Raw genomic sequence first — 15,690 nt, 5'->3', positions numbered from 1 at the left:
AAAACAGGTAGTTAGAATTTGTAATTTCAGCCTACTAAATTTTAATACTATACCATGAAACTCAAACAACTTATACTCGTTTTAATGACGTTTACGCTGGTTTTAAGCTGTAAAACCAGTCCGTTTACGGGTAAGAAAACGTTCAATGCTTACAGCAATGAGCAAATTTTCCCGGCGTCTTTTCAGCAATACAATCAATTTTTAGCAGAAAATAATGTGGTACGCGGTACTGCCGAGGCTGCCGAAGTTAAACGTGTAGGTGACCGTATTGCGGTTGCTGCAGAGCGTTACATGACTGCTTTGGGATACCCTAATTACCTGGACGATTACCAGTGGGAATACAATCTTATTCGAGATGATGCTGTCAACGCATTCTGTATGCCCGGCGGTAAAATTGTTGTGTTTACCGGTTTGCTTCCGATTGCTGAAACCGAAGCCGGCCTTGCAATGGTAATGGGGCACGAACTCGCTCACGCGATGGCAAATCACGGTGCTCAGCGTATGACTGCTGCTCAGGCACAAGGTTTAGGTGCCGTTGCGGGTTCAATACTTATAGGTAATGATCCTCAAAAACAACAAATTTTTAATCAGGCGTATGGTCTGGGTACTACTGTAGGTGGTATGTTACCCTTTAGCCGTAGCCACGAAAATCAGGCAGATGAGATTGGTACCATAATCGCTGCCATCGCAGGTTACGATCCTTATGCTGCAATTAGTCTGTGGGAACGTATGCGTGCTGCATCAGGCGGACAGGCTCCACCGGAGTTTTTCAGTACTCACCCTTCAGCAGATACCCGTATCGCACGCTTGAAAGAAATTGCTCCAAGAGCAGTAGCCGAAGCTAAAAAGTTTGGAGTTAATCCCACACAGGACTAATCCTTTTTAAAAAGTAATTGAAAAGCCGCTTCCATTGAAGCGGCTTTCTTATTTTAGTCCCTTCTTAAACTGAACCATCTGCTTATGGAAGCTTTGCCAAAAGGAAGTAAAAAACTCTTGAATGCCTGGGCCTTTTACGACTGGGCCAATTCGGTTTACAGTCTGGTGATTGCCTCAGCTATTTTCCCCATTTTTTATGGGGCTATAACCATCGTTAAAGATGCTGACGGAAATAAGTTAGATGACACCGTAAACTTTTTAGGCAGGGATTTTAATAATGACACGCTTATCAGCTACGTCACTGCAGCCGCGTTTTTGATGGTTTCCTTTTTGAGTCCGTTGTTGAGCGGGATTGCAGATTATGTGGGGAATAAGAAGTTCTTTATGAAGTTTTTCTGTTATCTCGGTGCCGTTTCCTGTATTGGATTATACTGGTTTGATACCGATTTTTTGTGGTTTGGTCTCTTGTGTTACTTTCTGGCTTTGATCGGTTTTTGGGGAAGTCTGGTGTTTTACAATTCCTATTTACCCGATATCGCATTCCCTGATCAACAGGATCACATCAGTGCCAAAGGTTATTCACTGGGGTATATAGGCAGCGTGATTTTACTATGTGTGTGTCTGGCCATGATTTTGATGCACAAGACTTTTGGTTTTGAAGACAAAGACTTCCCAACCCGTTTTTCATTTGTACTTACCGGTTTATGGTGGATAGGCTTCAGTCAATACACCTATTATTACCTTCCGAAAGGCAATAAAAAGGAAAAACTTACCAATGATGTGCTCTTTAATGGCTTTAAAGAATTGAAGAAAATCTGGAAGAAGCTTAAATACGATAAGCCGATGCGCACTTATCTGACCGCCTTCTTTGTGTACAGTATGGCGGTTCAAACCATTATGCTTATCGCGACCTATTTTGGGATTGAAGAATTAAACTGGGGTGAAACAGACAGCACCACGGGACTCATCGTGAGTATCCTGCTCATTCAGCTGGTTGCCGTTTTAGGCGCCTGGCTAACTTCTAAAGCCTCTGCGAAGTTTGGGAATATCCCAACGCTTATCGTGATCAATATGATTTGGATAGGGATTTGTGTGTACGCTTATACGATCACAACTCCTTTTCAATTCTATTTCACCGCGGCATTTGTTGGTCTCGTTATGGGTGGAATTCAGTCTTTGTCAAGATCTACCTATTCTAAATTAATTCCGGAGGGGGAGAAGGACACCGCCTCGTATTTCAGCTTCTACGATGTTTCTGAAAAGATTGGGATCGTAATTGGGATGTCTACTTACGGGTATATCGCTGAAGAAACCAGTATACGTGTTGCTATTCTATTTTTTATTGCATTTTTCGTTCTGGGCGTGATTTTACTTTTTTTCGTTCCGCGGAAGCGAATTATCGAACAAGCCTAAATTAAACCTAAAAAATAAAAGGCTGTCCCTAACGAGACAGCCTTTTCAGTTGATTGATGAATAGTTGTTTTAGTTGCTCACACTGCCTGAGCCTATAACATTAGAGTTGATTTTATCAGGATTTCCGGTGTATCGAATATCACCACTACCGGCAACATTGGCTTTTAAGGTACCACCATCACAGTTGAGGTTGATATCTCCGGAGCCCGAAACACGTGCCGTAGCATCTTTGCTTTTAAGATCTGAAGCATCCAGGTCACCGCTGCCTGCTACCTCAAGTTCAACTTCCTGAGCACTTCCCTTAACTACCAGATCGCCAGATCCCGCTAGTGAGGCTCTTACATCCTGAGCATTAACTTCAAGCATCATATCACCGCTTCCGGCAAGAGCGCATCTGAAGCTTTGCGTGTTAATGGCGTCTTTGGTCATCACATCGCCCGAACCTGCGAGACTTACTTTGTCAATGTCTTTAAAAGGTACTGTGATGATGATGTCCTTGTTACGCGAGCTACGCAGGCTGTATCCGTCTTTGGTATGTATTTTCAACTTATCGCCTTTAACTTCGGTAATGATGTATTCCTGAAGATTTTCTTCGGCCTCTACCGTAACGGTGCCTTCTGAACCGGCTACCAAATACACATCAAAGCTGCCTGCAACGTCAATTTCGTCGTAACTGCCTACCTGACGTTCACGGGTAACTTCATTGCCGTTACCTTCTACTTTGTTTCCTCCCCACCATTGCGCCTGCATAAGGCTTGTGGTAAGTACTAATGCTATTAATGCTACTTGTTTTTTCATGCTTTTGATTGATTTAGTATTAATTGATTTTATAGAGGGAAACACCTCCGTATTCTGAAGTAATGCTTACGTTGTTGGCTGCAGATTTTGAGCCGTGATACCCTTCGTAATATTTGCTAAACGATTCTATCTGTCTGCGCGAGAACTCCAAATCATCCTCACCTTTAAGCCCTGCATAACTGAGCTTGATGGTAAAGTTGAAGTTATAGGCGTTGCTGTAACCCATCTTGACACTGGCATAGTCGGTGTTGATGCGCACGTTTCCTGCTTTGGCGGTAACCTCGTCTATGCGAACGGAACCGTAATCGAGATTGAGTGAAAGATTACCCATTACTTTTCCGATTTCTACGCTCAAATAATCAGAGCTGCCTTCAATATTGCCGGCGTTTCCAATGTCGATGCTTCCATAATCGCAGTTGTACAGTAATTTGCTCACATCTTCAAAATTAGACTTGGTGTAATCGGCATTCAGAACTACATTTTGGGCTTTTTCCAAAGTGAAACTGCTGTAGTCTGCGCTGATCTTTCCGCTTTTCATGTAGGCGATTCGGGTGTTGTTGGTGTAGTCAAAACGCAGTTCGTTATTGTCTGCGAGCAATTCGCCCAAATCCATGTGTCCATAATCGCAGGAGATTTTGGCAACGCCTTTCAGCTTATCTAAAGAAATACCGCCATAATCGTTGCTGATGTCAATGGTGTTAGAGATAGGAACCCGTACTTTATAGTTGATTTCCATCTTGACGTTGTCGTTGCCATTGATCCAGCTGCTCCACCAGGAGCTGTTGCTTTCCTTGATTTTGGTACGTGCGGAGACCATACTGGCATCCGCTTCAAAGTTCACATCAATCTCTTCGAGCTTTTTGATCACCTTTTCTTCGTCATTACCATTGGTGCGTACAATTACCTCAATAGTAATACGGTTTTGATCCCAGGCAATGAGATCAACATTACCGTAGCTGTTGTTTATTTTCAAAAGGGCATCTGCCTTTACATTATAGTCTTTAGTGATCTTTTTTTCTTTGGTATACCGGCCGTTAAAACGATCAGGATCGGTATGCGCTGTCGCTAGTATAGGCATCAGCAGGAAAAACAGGATTAGTTTAGAGTAAAGCATCTTCATAATTTTTTAGGGTGTTAAGTTTTTTGATTGATTCAATTTTTTCAAGAACGGTATTCAGCAAATCAATGCGCGCCTGAAAATTGGCGATCATAGCGTAAATCACCCGTTTGTCTTCTCCGCTTGTACTCAGGTCGTCTGCCAGTTTCTGATAATCCTTTTCCAGGATTTCCAGTTGTTTCAGGGCATCGTCTACCAGCTTTTGAGTTTCGGGAGTGCGTGCTTCATTGATGTTATACAGTTCTTCTTCGATGGTTTTTGTAAAAAAGTCTTTGGTTTTTGCCATTTCGGGCGAAACGGCTGCGAGATCAGTAGGCTTCTCTTTTGCAGTACCCAGATACCCCATAAAAATCAGGAGCACCACGGCTGCGGCAGAAAGTAATGGCTTCCACCAATCTAAGTTTTTCTCTTTTTTAGGTTCCTGCTTTTGCAGTTTCTCTAAAAAGCGAAGCTGATGATCTTCTGCAGGCTCAGCGATATCAAAGCAATCACGCTGTTCTTTAAACCAGTCTTCTAAATTCGTTTTCATAGTGTTTTTCTTTAAGCAAAGCTTTCGCTCAATTTTTTACGTAAACTTTCTTTCGCCCGGGAAACCGTGGTTCTGCAATTGGCATAACTGATTCCCAGTATTTCGCTCATTTCGTCATAATCATAGCCTTCAATAAGGTTTAAAGAGAGCGCAATTCTATAGCTTTCTTTTAGCTCATCCATAGTTTTAAGAACACGCTTGATCTCTAAGCTATCTGCATCACATTCGGTGATCCCGTCTTCATCCTCCAGTTTGTAGAGGGTGTCTTCCAGATCGTCTTCTTTACGCCTTAAGCGCTTATTATAACTACTTATACTTTTGTTGACAACAATGCGTTTCAGCCAGCTGCCAAAGGTCGCATCGCCGCTGTAGCTGTCGAGCTTGGTAAATGCGCTGAGGAATGACTCCTGCATCACATCTTCTGCTTCGGCAGTGTCCTTGACAATGCGCAGGGCCGTATTGTACATAGCTTTATAATAGCGTTTGTACACCTCAAGCTGCGCTTTTTGATTGCCGTCTTTGCAAAGCGAAAGCAATAATTCTATTTCCTGGTTAGTTGTATTCAACGGGTTAGTGCTTCGTTATAAAGATACGTGCATCCATACATTGTTACAGTTTTGCGATATTTTTTCTGAAGACGCTGGCACAACAATTGAAATATAGTTAGTGAAAAGAGCCCTAAACCCCTGTTATTATTGATTTTTAGGGCCTTAACAGGAATTATAAAAAAAAGCACGAAATCACAAGGCTTCTTTTTTGTGACAAAGTGTCAAACTATGCTATGGCTAATACAAAATTTACAAATCTTGACAATCTGTCATTACAGGACTTTGAAGGCGATGCCGAATTAATCCCGTTAATGACCCCCGAAGATGAAGATGAGATAAACCGCGAGGAGCTACCCCAGACCCTGCCTATTTTACCCTTGCGCAATACAGTCCTTTTTCCCGGTGTGGTAATACCCATCACCGCAGGGCGTGATATGTCTATTGATCTTATTAATGAATCGAATAAAGGTTCTAAAATCATTGGTGTTGTTTCTCAGAAAGACGAAAAGGTCGAAAATCCGGGTGCTGATGATATCAATACAATGGGTGTGGTAGCGCGTATTTTGCGGGTTTTAAAAATGCCTGACGGAAACGTTACCGTAATCATTCAGGGTAAAAAGCGCTTTAATGTGGCTGAGGTAATTACCGAAAAACCTTATCTGGTCGCCACCGTACGTGAAGTGCCTGAGACGCGACCTGAACCGGATAGTGCCGAGTTTAAAGCGATTATAGACTCCATCAAAGAGAAAGCGCTACAAATCATCAAGCAGTCGCCAAATATCCCCAGCGAGGCCGGTTTTGCGATTAAGAATATCGAAAGCGATTCGTTTTTGATCAACTTCGTGAGTTCTAATATGAACCTTACGGTTGAAGAGAAGCAAAATCTATTAGAGATAAATGACCTGCAGGAGCGTGCGCTGCAAACCTTGCGGCACATGAATACTGAAATGCAAAAACTGGAGCTGAAAAACGATATTCAGAGTCGGGTGCATAACGATATGAGCCAGCAGCAGCGCGAATATTTCCTGCATCAGCAAATGAAAACCATTCAGGAAGAACTGGGTGGGGTTTCTCAGGAAGACGAACTGGAGGAAATGCGCCAGCGCGCCAAAAAGAAAAAATGGGATGAGAAGGTAGGCAAGCATTTTGACAAGGAATTGTCTAAAATGCAGCGTATGAATCCGCAGGTGGCGGAATACAGCATACAGCGCAATTACCTCGATCTGTTTCTGGATCTGCCCTGGAATAAATTCAGCAAGGATAAATTTGACCTGAAACGGGCTAAGCGCATTCTGGACCGCGATCATTATGGTCTTGATGATGTTAAAAAACGAATCATCGAATACCTGGCGGTTCTGAAGCTGCGTAACGATATGAAGTCGCCAATCCTGTGTCTGTATGGACCTCCCGGTGTGGGTAAAACTTCCCTGGGTAAATCAGTTGCTGAAGCTCTGGGCCGCGAATACGTGCGTATGAGTTTAGGTGGTTTGCGTGATGAAGCAGAGATACGCGGGCACCGTAAAACCTACATAGGTGCGATGCCGGGTAGAATTCTTCAGAATTTGAAGAAAGCCGGTACCAGCAATCCGGTATTTGTGTTGGATGAGATAGATAAACTGAGCAACAGCAATCAGGGAGATCCTTCTTCCGCTTTGCTTGAAGTTTTAGATCCCGAGCAAAACGCTGAGTTTCACGATAACTTCCTGGAGTTAGGTTTTGACCTTTCAAAAGTGATGTTTATCGCGACCGCAAACAATTTGGGTAACATTCAGCCTGCATTGCGCGACCGAATGGAAATCATTAATGTAACCGGTTATACCATTGAAGAGAAAGTCGAAATAGGTAAGCGCCATTTGCTTCCGAAGCAATTAAAAGAGCATGGTGTAAAACCCGATCAGCTGAAAATCGCCAAACCGCAACTCGAAAAAATTGTGGAAGGCTATACGCGCGAATCGGGTGTGCGAGGTCTGGAAAAACAAATCGCTAAAATGGTGCGCTACGCGGCCAAAAATATTGCGATGGAAGAGGAGTATAAAGTGAAAGTCGATACCGAAACGGTTATTGAAGTTCTGGGATCTCCCAAACTGGAGCGTAATAAATACGAAAACAACGAGGTTGCCGGTGTAGTAACCGGACTAGCCTGGACGCAGGTAGGTGGTGATATTCTTTTTATAGAATCTATACTTTCTAAAGGAAAAGGAAACCTTACCGTTACCGGAAACCTGGGGAAAGTAATGAAAGAAAGTGCTACCCTGGCGATGGAGTACATCAAGTCTAACGCCGATGCCCTCGAACTAAATCCAGGGGTGTTTGAAAATTATAATGTACACATTCACGTGCCGGAAGGGGCAACGCCTAAAGACGGACCGAGTGCAGGAATCACTATGCTAACCTCTTTGGTATCCTTATTTACCCAGCGTAAAGTGAAGAAAAACATAGCGATGACAGGTGAGATTACGCTGCGTGGTAAAGTGCTTCCGGTGGGCGGGATCAAAGAAAAGATTCTGGCTGCAAAACGTGCGCACATCAAGGAAATCATTATGTGTGCAGAAAACGAGCGCGACATTAAAGAGATCAATGAGGAGTACCTAAAAGGACTTACCTTTCATTATGTAAATGATATGAGCGAAGTTCTTGAACTGGCACTTACTAAAGAACAGGTAAAAAACGCCAAGATTCTGTAATACTCAAAACGAGTTATAAAACCCGCATTCTTTGGGATGCGGGTTTTTTTGTGCTCTGAAAATAAAGTATCATTGTAAACCGTTTAACCGGGAAGCCATCCCTTTACTATGCTGAGAACGCTTATACTTCTTGTGTTTCTTGTATGTTGTGCCAAAAGTCTACAGGCGCAGTTGGGAGGGCGCGATACCTATCAGTTTTTAAACCTGGTTTCTTCACCCAAGCAGGCCGCACTGGGAGGTAAGCTGCTTACCGATTACAGCTACGACCCTGCATTGGCGCTTTTCAACCCGGCGGTGATTAATGCGGAAATGGACAATCAATTTGCTATTAATTATGTGAATTACCTGGCAGACGTGAATTATGGTACGGCGAGTTATGCTTATCTAATCGACCGGCGCAGGCAGGTTATTCAGGCTGGAGTTACTTACATCAACTACGGAAACTTTTCGGGATTCGACGAGCAGGGTAATGAAACCGGAGATTTTAGTGGGGGAGAAGTGGCATTTTCGGTGGGTTACGCGTACAACATTCCGCGAACCGATTTTTTTGTGGGCGCAAACCTAAAACTAATCTCTTCAAAACTGGAGCAGTACACTTCGTTTGGAGGTACGGTTGACCTGGGATTTATCTATGTAAATGAAGACCTGCGGCTTAACGTAGCCGGGGTCGTGCGCAATTTGGGAACCCAATTTACCCCTTATGATGTGACGTATGAATCGCTTCCCCTTGAGGTAGATTTGGGCATTTCTCAGAAATTAGAACATGTACCGCTGCGTTGGCATTTCACTTTAGAAAACGTTCAAAACTGGAACCTGGCTTTTGAAAATCCGGCAAGGGCAACCAGCGATTTAAATGGAAACACTACTCCTGAAAAAATCAACTTTTTTGATGAAGCGCTTCGGCATATGATTTTTGGGGCGGAATTATTTCCGGATAAGGGATTCAACATCAGGCTGGGTTACAGTGTGCGGAGAGGCGAAGAATTGCGTATTGCAGACCAGCGTAGTTTTGCGGGTTTGAGTGCCGGTTTTTCTGTGAAGTTTAATAAATTGCGGCTTAGCTACAGCTATGCCCGCTATAACAGCGCGGCGAGTTCGGGATTTTTCGGTTTAAACCTCGATTTACAGTAAGCTAGAACTTTAAAAATCAGTCTTCTTGAAAAAAATAACCATTGCTATTGACGGGTATTCTTCCACAGGTAAAAGCACCGTGGCAAAAATGCTGGCCAAAGAACTGAACTACATTTATGTGGATACCGGTGCGATGTACCGCGCAGTCACGTTATATGCAATGCGCAAATTGTTTATCAAAGAAGGTTATTTTGATAAGGAAGCCCTCGTACGTCATCTCTTTATGGTTAATGTCAAGTTTGCCTTAAATGCCGATACGGGTCTGGGTGAAGTATTGCTGAATAGCGAAAATGTGGAGCGCGAGATACGCACCTTAGAAGTTTCAAATTTCGTAAGTCAGGTTGCGGCGGTGCCCGAAGTACGTAAACTTCTGGTTATGCAGCAGCACGAGATGGGGAAAGACAAGGGTATTGTGATGGATGGCCGCGATATAGGTACCGTGGTTTTTCCAGATGCCGAACTCAAGGTGTTTATGACGGCTACGGCCGAAGAGCGGGCACGAAGACGCTTTGAAGAACTTCAGCAGAAAGGTGAGGACGTGACGTATGAGGCTGTGCTCGAAAATGTACAAAAGCGCGATGAGCTTGATACCACCCGTAAAGATTCTCCACTGAAACAGGCAGAAGACGCGATCCTGCTTGATAATACCCATACCAATATTGAAGATCAGTTTCATATTTTACTGCAACTTGCAAAAGACCGTATTTACGGCAGGTGCTAATCTGGCGCTTTAGTTTTTCTGATCTCTTAATATGAAAGCCACTCAGCTTAGCAATTCCCTGCTTTACCTTATGGCCGTTGGTGCCGGTCTGGTGGTGGCTAACAATTACTACAATCAGCCGCTGCTTAATCTTATGGCTCAAACCTTTCAGGTTACCGAAGCTCAGGTAAGCAAGATTCCGCTTGCCACACAGTTGGGCTATGCTTTTGGATTGCTCTTCATCATTCCCCTTGGAGATAAATTTTCAAGACGAAAAATCATTCTGTTTGATTTTATTGCCATCGTTGCGGCCCTTATTTGTACTGCACTGGCTCCCAGCTTGTGGATGCTTACCCTTTCCAGTTTTTGTGTGGGTTTTGCTTCTGTGGTTCCACAGCTGTTTGTTCCTATGGCTGCACAACTCGCGCGTGAAGAAAACCGGGGTAAAGCGATTGGGATTGTGATGAGCGGTCTGCTCATTGGTATTCTAGGTAGCCGTTTTATAAGCGGAATGATTGGCGATTATTTTGGCTGGCGTTTTATGTACTATCTGGCGGCAGGCTTCATGATTGTGTATGCAGTCATTTTGTATTTTAAATTACCTGATGTTGAGACAGATTTTAAAGGCAGCTATGCCCAACTGATGCGCTCGTTGATTGATATTGTAAAAACCAAGCCAGAGGTGCGCATTGCCGCCTTGCGCGGAGGTTTTGGTTTTGCAGGTTTTAGTGCGTTCTGGACCACGCTCGTTTTTCTGATGGAACAAAATTTCGGTTATGGCAGTGGTGCTGCGGGATTGTTTGGGGTTCTGGGAATCATTGGAGCTTTGGGAGCTACACTTTCAGGTAAACTCAATGATACATACGATTCCAAAAAACTGATTTATGCCTTTACAGGCGTACTGATTTTATCGTGGATTGTTTTTGAATTTTCGGCCCATTCCATTATCGGGTTGGTAATAGGAATTTTGCTGGTTGATTTCGGTTTGCAAAGTCTGCACGTAACCAATCAAAATATCATTTTCACTAAAAACCCCGATGCCCGCAACCGGGTTAATACGATTTATATGGTAGGCTACTTTATAGGAGGAGCGTTAGGTACGGTCGCGGGCGCCTATGCGTGGCAACATTTTAAATGGGAGGGTGTAGCAACCACCGGACTTGTCTTTTCTGTTTTAATTCTCGCTTTTCAGGCCTTTTCAAGCACCTCTAGACCTAAGGAATAATCATGTTTAAAGCCCGGAATTTTTGAATAGTTCGCAAAATTCACTTAAAGAAAGGCTAAAATATACTTGTACAATACTGTGTGTAGTAATTTTGGTGCGTTGGGTATTGAGCTGGATTTCAGCTGCAGGGCATTTTTTTACAAAACCAATTTAAAACGATGTGATGATCAAGACTATTTGATTCTAAAAGCCTAATGATTTGTGCGGAGCTTCCTGAAAAGGGAGCTCTTTTTTTATGTCTATCCTAAATTAAGTATAAGATGCACTTAAGGCTTTCCCAATTGAGTCCATTAATCAGGACCTCTTTTTTAACTTTAATAAAAATCAAGGGAGAAACTTTAGTAATCCCTCAATTTAAAGCTAAAAAAAGAAAAATTATGAGTACAGCAACAGCAGAAAAACCAATCGCTAAGCCAACGGCTTCAGACGATTCCGTATTAAAAACGATTAATCCTGCAACCGGAAAAGAACTAAAACGCTATAAATTAATGACCGATGCAGAAGCGAAAGATGCTGTAAAGGCATCTCACGAAGCATTTTCTAAATGGAAGCACTTTTCACAGGAAGAACGCGCAAAACACATTAAAAATATTGGAAAGAGTTTATCTAAGCATAAAGATAAACTGGTGAAGCTTATGACCGAAGAAATGGGGAAAAAGCTTAGTCAGGGAGAACAGGAAGTTGACCTCTGTGTAGCAATTTGTGATTATACATCGGAAAATGGACCAAAGGAACTGGGAAATATAGAACGAACGCTTCCTGATGGAGGAAAAGGTATCATTACCTACGCACCGCTCGGAGTGATTTATGGTATTCAACCGTGGAATTTTCCAACCTATCAGGTAATGCGTTATACTATTGCTAACCTGATGGCAGGAAATAGTATTCTATTAAAGCATGCCGAGAATGTTACCGGTTGCGCCCTTTTAATTCAGGAAATTATTGAAGATGCCGGATTACCAGATAACCTATTTACCGTATTACGTATTTCACACGACCAGTCAGATTCAATTATTGAAAATGACCTTGTACGGGGTGTGACCTTAACGGGTAGCGGCGATGCCGGAAGAATTATTGGTGAGAAAGCCGGGAAGGCACTTAAGAAAACTGTTTTGGAATTGGGATCGAATGATGCCTATTTGGTACTTGAAGATGCCGATGTAGATCTAGCGGTTGAATGGAGTATCAAAGGTAGAACCTATAATAATGGAGAAACCTGTGTGGCTGCCAAACGATTTGTGGTTACTGAAAAAGTATATGACGAATTCAAGAAAAAATTCGTTGCCGGAATGAGTAAGTTGAAAGTGGGAGATCCTACCGATAATGCTAGCGATTTAGGACCAATGGCACGTGAAGACTTGCGCGATCAACTGCACGAGCAGGTTGAAGAAAGTGTAAAGAATGGTGCTGAAATTCTATGTGGAGGTAAAATGCCGGAAGGAGACGGGTTTTTCTATCCCGCAACCATTTTGGGTAACGTTAAACCGGGGCAGCCGGCTTACGATGATGAACTTTTTGGCCCTGTAGCTTCACTAATTAAGGCTAAAGATGATGAAGATGCGATGCGTATTGCCAACGATAGTCGTTTTGGCCTGGGTGGAGGAATCTTCTCAAAAGATGAAGATAAAGCCTTTGAGTTAGCTCAGAAGCATTTTGATACCGGTATGGTATTCATCAACAGTTTTGGCGTCGCGCAGCCTAATATGCCTTTTGGAGGTGTAAAAGATTCCGGTTACGGGCGTGAACACGGAGGTTTCGGTCTTAAAGAATTTGTAAATGAAAAAGCGATAATGAGACTCAATAGCTAGTTGCAGATGTCACTTTAAAAAGAAAAACCCCGTTCAGTGATGAGCGGGGTTTTTCTTTTTAGTTACCTATAGGAGGCGGTCCGTCAGGGATCATCGCTTTATAGACGTCGTCACCTTTTCGTTCTTTAAATTCGGCTTTTATTTCTTCAACAAGTTTTGCATTCTCAAAAAGATCATACATCGTCATCGACATTGCTTTTGAAGCCATTATCATTCCTTTGTGGCCTATAGACATTCCGCCACAGGCGACAACAGCCCAAGAATGCCAGGGCGTATCTTTAGGCGCAACAGTTACCCCAAGATTAATATTAGGCACATTCCAGCTCACATCTCGAACATCTGTAGAGCCGCCGCCGGGATTATCCTTGGTTTCTTCAAAAGGATAAATCTTACTGTCCATTCCTACCTGAGGTTTATCAGTCATTTCTTGAATTTTCTTGCCAAAAGCGATTTCTTCTTCTGTGTAGGTTAAAGGTCCTAAAAGCTCCAGATTCTTTTGCATCACCGCTCCACCTGTTCTGTTTACCAGAGTTTCGCGTATACCGGAAACCAGCGAATATTTGTAATCTACATTTGCCATAATCGCAGCACCTTCTGCCATTTTCTTTACCTGCTCAAAAACAGGAAGCATTCCCTTGGTATCGGTGTTGCGCACGCGTACCCAAAGTTTACTGTAATCAGGTACCACGTTAACCACTTGCCCACCGTCTTGAATATGATAATGAATACGTACGGTAGGTTTGATATGCTCACGGAAATAATTGATTCCGGTTGTATACAATTCTAGCGCATCAGAGGCGCTACGCCCATTCCAAGGGTCAGCCGCGGCGTGAGCTGCTTGCCCATGAAATTCAACGATAAAGTCAACCATTGCCAGCGAACTTTGCACATCTGCCTTAGTATCTTCAGAAGGATGCCAGCTAACATTAACATCGACATCATCCCAAACTCCTGCTTCTAGCATCCATAGTTTTCCAAAGAATTTTTCTTCGGCGGGAGTTCCTATGAATTTTACAGTGCCTTTTATTTCACCAGCCTCTATTTTTTCTTTTACAGCAATTGCTGCGCCCAGACTTGCAGTGCCAAAAAGGTTATGACCGCAACCGTGACCTGCAGCACCTGCTTCAAGGGGTTCTTTAGTAGGTTGCGCCTTTTGAGAAATTCCGGGTAATGCATCAAACTCACCTAAAACGCTTATTACAGGTTTTCCTGAGCCATAGGTCGCAATAAATGCAGTCGGTATATTTGCTACACCACGTTCTACGGTAAAACCGTTTGCTTCGGCATAGTCGGCAAGAAGTTTTGAAGACTCAGATTCTTGAAAAGCGATTTCGGCATTTGCCCAGATTTTGTCGCTAATTGAAATGAGATCTTCTTTGTGATTTTCAACAGAAGCAATAAGCTCCTTTTTATCCTTAGGGATTTTTTGCCCAAAAGCAAAGATTCCTAAAAGGAGGGAGAGGAATGTAACTTTTGTATTCATATATCAACATTTTAGTTAGTACTTCTAAAGTTAATAAAATCAGACCTAGTCTGTGGCTTTAAAAGAATTTATGTCGAATTCTAAAATAGCAATCTATAAATGAGGGAATCTCTAAAAATGAGATTTGATATTGACAATGTTTTCAATTTCTTGTTGAAGTTCAATTTATTGTAGAAACAATATATTTTAACCGCTGTTTTTATATTACTTCCTGTATTTGTAAAAAATTCGTTGCCGGGATGAGTAAGTTGAAAGTGGGTGATCCTACCCGTGATGCTAGCGATTTAGGACCAATGTCGCGTGAAGACTTGCGCGATCAACTGCACGAGCAGGTTTTTTTAGTTAAGCTATTTTCAGGCGTATGCCACTCAATTTACCTGATCTAAAATCCACTGTGTATAAACCTGAAGCACTTCGTGTTTGTTCAGTTCGTTGTGTGTCTCGTGTCTTAGACCTGGCCAGGATTTAAACTGTATTTGTGCTTTATGTTTTTCAGCTAGTTTTGCCGAAGCATCGTATTGCGTGATCTGGTCTGCGGTTCCGTGTGCCAGTAAAATAGGTGTTCTAAAGTCAAACTCTTTATGCATCAAATGCGTCCCGTTGTCACTTAAATCGAAATACAGACGCAGACAAGCCTGATGATGCACCAGTTCATCTGCTTCATAAGCCTTACCTGTTTCTAAATCCCGAGACAGCTCTTTCGGGTCAAGTTTCGTTTCGCGTACCGGATTAAAACCAAAATTCAAAGCGATTCGCCCCAAAACAATTGCTATAGCGTTCGGATTTTTGACGAGTCTGAGCCAGGGGGAAGTGACAAGCGCTCCTGCCGGGGGGATGGAAGTAAGCAATAGATACCTAAGGACAATGCCACCACCCATACTGTGACCATACAAAAATACCGGTGTGTTAGGGTTATCTTTCAAAGCCTTTTCATAAACATAATCTACCGCGAGAATAACATCCTGAAAAGAGCGAATCACTCCGCGTTTTCCGGAAGATTTACCGTGACCCGGTAGATCTATAGCATAACAACCGATGCCGTTTTGTACTAAAAAATCAACTACGTGAGCGTATCTGCCTATATGCTCTCCAAAACCGTGAATAATACACACTACAGCCTTTTGTTTTGAAGCTTTCCAGCTGCGGCCAAACAATTTATAATGAGGTATTTCGCCCGTAAAACGGGTGCTCTTTAATTCTTGTGACATATTTTTAATTAGATGGATAGAAAATAAGAAAACTTTCCGTAATTTTGCACTCCTTTTGACAATGTAAGAAAGCACAAAAGGCGCTATTTGGGTTTTAAAGCCTTAATAGTTTGAAAAACAGATATTTTAAACCTCTTTTATGGTTTGGTGTTGTGAAGCTTTCGCCAGGA

The 15,690-nt window shown here is 42.7% G+C and carries 14 protein-coding genes; 8 read left to right on the top strand and 6 right to left on the bottom strand.

Annotation, left to right across the window (positions count from 1 at the left end; all coding sequences use genetic code 11):
- Window positions 1-54 precede the first annotated feature (54 nt).
- Window positions 55-876 carry a M48 family metallopeptidase gene (locus CJ305_RS12960; RefSeq protein ID WP_099646713.1) on the top strand — a complete coding sequence of 274 codons (822 nt, stop codon included), beginning with the start codon at window positions 55-57 and terminating at the stop codon, window positions 874-876.
- A gap of 84 nt (window positions 877-960) precedes the next feature.
- A complete protein-coding gene (locus CJ305_RS12955) occupies window positions 961-2,289 on the top strand; it encodes an MFS transporter (protein ID WP_099646712.1) in 1,329 nt (442 codons plus the stop codon).
- Window positions 2,290-2,358: 69 nt separating this feature from the next.
- Here the strand turns inward: CJ305_RS12955 and CJ305_RS12950 are convergent, their stop codons facing one another.
- The 4 genes from CJ305_RS12950 to CJ305_RS12935 are packed head-to-tail and all read right to left on the bottom strand — an operon-like array spanning window position 2,359 to window position 5,299.
- Window positions 2,359-3,087, bottom strand: a complete 729-nt coding sequence (locus CJ305_RS12950; protein ID WP_099646711.1) for a head GIN domain-containing protein — start codon at window positions 3,085-3,087, stop codon at window positions 2,359-2,361.
- A gap of 19 nt (window positions 3,088-3,106) precedes the next feature.
- Complete coding sequence (locus CJ305_RS12945) at window positions 3,107-4,201, bottom strand: hypothetical protein (RefSeq protein WP_317044003.1); 1,095 nt, start codon at window positions 4,199-4,201, stop codon at window positions 3,107-3,109.
- Complete coding sequence (locus tag CJ305_RS12940) at window positions 4,188-4,733, bottom strand: hypothetical protein (RefSeq protein WP_099646709.1); 546 nt, start codon at window positions 4,731-4,733, stop codon at window positions 4,188-4,190. The genes CJ305_RS12945 and CJ305_RS12940 overlap by 14 nt, the downstream gene beginning before the upstream one ends.
- Window positions 4,734-4,744: 11 nt before the next feature.
- The gene (locus CJ305_RS12935; RefSeq protein ID WP_099646708.1) at window positions 4,745-5,299 is read right to left on the bottom strand and encodes an RNA polymerase sigma factor; all 555 of its coding nucleotides are present in this window, start codon (window positions 5,297-5,299) and stop codon (window positions 4,745-4,747) included.
- A gap of 215 nt (window positions 5,300-5,514) precedes the next feature.
- On the opposite strand from CJ305_RS12935, the gene lon reads away from it, so the two are divergent.
- The 5 genes from lon to CJ305_RS12910 all read left to right on the top strand — a co-directional run bounded on the left by lon (window position 5,515) and on the right by CJ305_RS12910 (window position 12,829).
- The gene (gene lon, locus CJ305_RS12930) at window positions 5,515-7,965 is read left to right on the top strand and encodes an endopeptidase La (protein ID WP_099646707.1); all 2,451 of its coding nucleotides are present in this window, start codon (window positions 5,515-5,517) and stop codon (window positions 7,963-7,965) included.
- Window positions 7,966-8,073: 108 nt separating this feature from the next.
- Complete coding sequence (porQ, locus tag CJ305_RS12925) at window positions 8,074-9,096, top strand: type IX secretion system protein PorQ (RefSeq protein WP_099646706.1); 1,023 nt, start codon at window positions 8,074-8,076, stop codon at window positions 9,094-9,096.
- A gap of 25 nt (window positions 9,097-9,121) precedes the next feature.
- Window positions 9,122-9,817: a (d)CMP kinase gene (gene cmk, locus CJ305_RS12920; RefSeq protein ID WP_099646705.1), complete on the top strand. Its 696-nt coding sequence runs from the start codon at window positions 9,122-9,124 to the stop codon at window positions 9,815-9,817.
- Between the two features lie 31 nt (window positions 9,818-9,848).
- A complete protein-coding gene (locus tag CJ305_RS12915; protein ID WP_099646704.1) occupies window positions 9,849-11,021 on the top strand; it encodes an MFS transporter in 1,173 nt (390 codons plus the stop codon).
- A 377-nt stretch (window positions 11,022-11,398) separates the two neighbouring features.
- Window positions 11,399-12,829 (top strand): NAD-dependent succinate-semialdehyde dehydrogenase, encoded by a 1,431-nt coding sequence (locus CJ305_RS12910; RefSeq protein WP_099646703.1) that lies wholly within the window; start codon window positions 11,399-11,401, stop codon window positions 12,827-12,829.
- Between the two features lie 58 nt (window positions 12,830-12,887).
- Here CJ305_RS12910 and CJ305_RS12905 read toward each other — a convergent pair whose 3' ends face one another.
- The gene (locus tag CJ305_RS12905; RefSeq protein ID WP_099646702.1) at window positions 12,888-14,312 is read right to left on the bottom strand and encodes an amidohydrolase; all 1,425 of its coding nucleotides are present in this window, start codon (window positions 14,310-14,312) and stop codon (window positions 12,888-12,890) included.
- Window positions 14,313-14,551: 239 nt separating this feature from the next.
- Between CJ305_RS12905 and CJ305_RS19490 the strand changes: the two genes are divergently transcribed.
- Window positions 14,552-14,698, top strand: a complete 147-nt coding sequence (locus CJ305_RS19490) for a hypothetical protein (protein ID WP_189319445.1) — start codon at window positions 14,552-14,554, stop codon at window positions 14,696-14,698.
- On the opposite strand, the gene CJ305_RS12900 is transcribed toward CJ305_RS19490, so the two are convergent.
- Window positions 14,681-15,520 carry an alpha/beta hydrolase gene (locus tag CJ305_RS12900; RefSeq protein WP_099646701.1) on the bottom strand — a complete coding sequence of 280 codons (840 nt, stop codon included), beginning with the start codon at window positions 15,518-15,520 and terminating at the stop codon, window positions 14,681-14,683. The two genes, CJ305_RS19490 and CJ305_RS12900, sit on opposite strands and share 18 nt — an antisense overlap.
- Window positions 15,521-15,690 lie beyond the last annotated feature (170 nt).

The sequence above is a fragment of the Leeuwenhoekiella nanhaiensis genome, assembly GCF_002744755.1.
GTDB lineage: Bacteria > Bacteroidota > Bacteroidia > Flavobacteriales > Flavobacteriaceae > Leeuwenhoekiella > Leeuwenhoekiella nanhaiensis.
This window is presented reverse-complemented; position numbering and strand designations above follow the sequence as displayed.

Bases quoted from the DNA above. Each gene is read 5' to 3' on its own strand.
- CJ305_RS12960 (WP_099646713.1), top strand. From the start codon at position 55: ATGAAACTCAAACAACTTATACTCGTTTTAATGACGTTTACGCTGGTT.
- CJ305_RS12955 (WP_099646712.1), top strand. From the start codon at position 961: ATGGAAGCTTTGCCAAAAGGAAGTAAAAAACTCTTGAATGCCTGGGCC.
- CJ305_RS12950 (WP_099646711.1), bottom strand. From the start codon at position 3,087: ATGAAAAAACAAGTAGCATTAATAGCATTAGTACTTACCACAAGCCTT.
- CJ305_RS12945 (WP_317044003.1), bottom strand. From the start codon at position 4,201: ATGCTTTACTCTAAACTAATCCTGTTTTTCCTGCTGATGCCTATACTA.
- CJ305_RS12940 (WP_099646709.1), bottom strand. From the start codon at position 4,733: ATGAAAACGAATTTAGAAGACTGGTTTAAAGAACAGCGTGATTGCTTT.
- lon (WP_099646707.1), top strand. From the start codon at position 5,515: ATGGCTAATACAAAATTTACAAATCTTGACAATCTGTCATTACAGGAC.
- porQ (WP_099646706.1), top strand. From the start codon at position 8,074: ATGCTGAGAACGCTTATACTTCTTGTGTTTCTTGTATGTTGTGCCAAA.
- CJ305_RS12915 (WP_099646704.1), top strand. From the start codon at position 9,849: ATGAAAGCCACTCAGCTTAGCAATTCCCTGCTTTACCTTATGGCCGTT.
- CJ305_RS12910 (WP_099646703.1), top strand. From the start codon at position 11,399: ATGAGTACAGCAACAGCAGAAAAACCAATCGCTAAGCCAACGGCTTCA.
- CJ305_RS12905 (WP_099646702.1), bottom strand. From the start codon at position 14,312: ATGAATACAAAAGTTACATTCCTCTCCCTCCTTTTAGGAATCTTTGCT.
- CJ305_RS19490 (WP_189319445.1), top strand. From the start codon at position 14,552: ATGAGTAAGTTGAAAGTGGGTGATCCTACCCGTGATGCTAGCGATTTA.
- CJ305_RS12900 (WP_099646701.1), bottom strand. From the start codon at position 15,520: ATGTCACAAGAATTAAAGAGCACCCGTTTTACGGGCGAAATACCTCAT.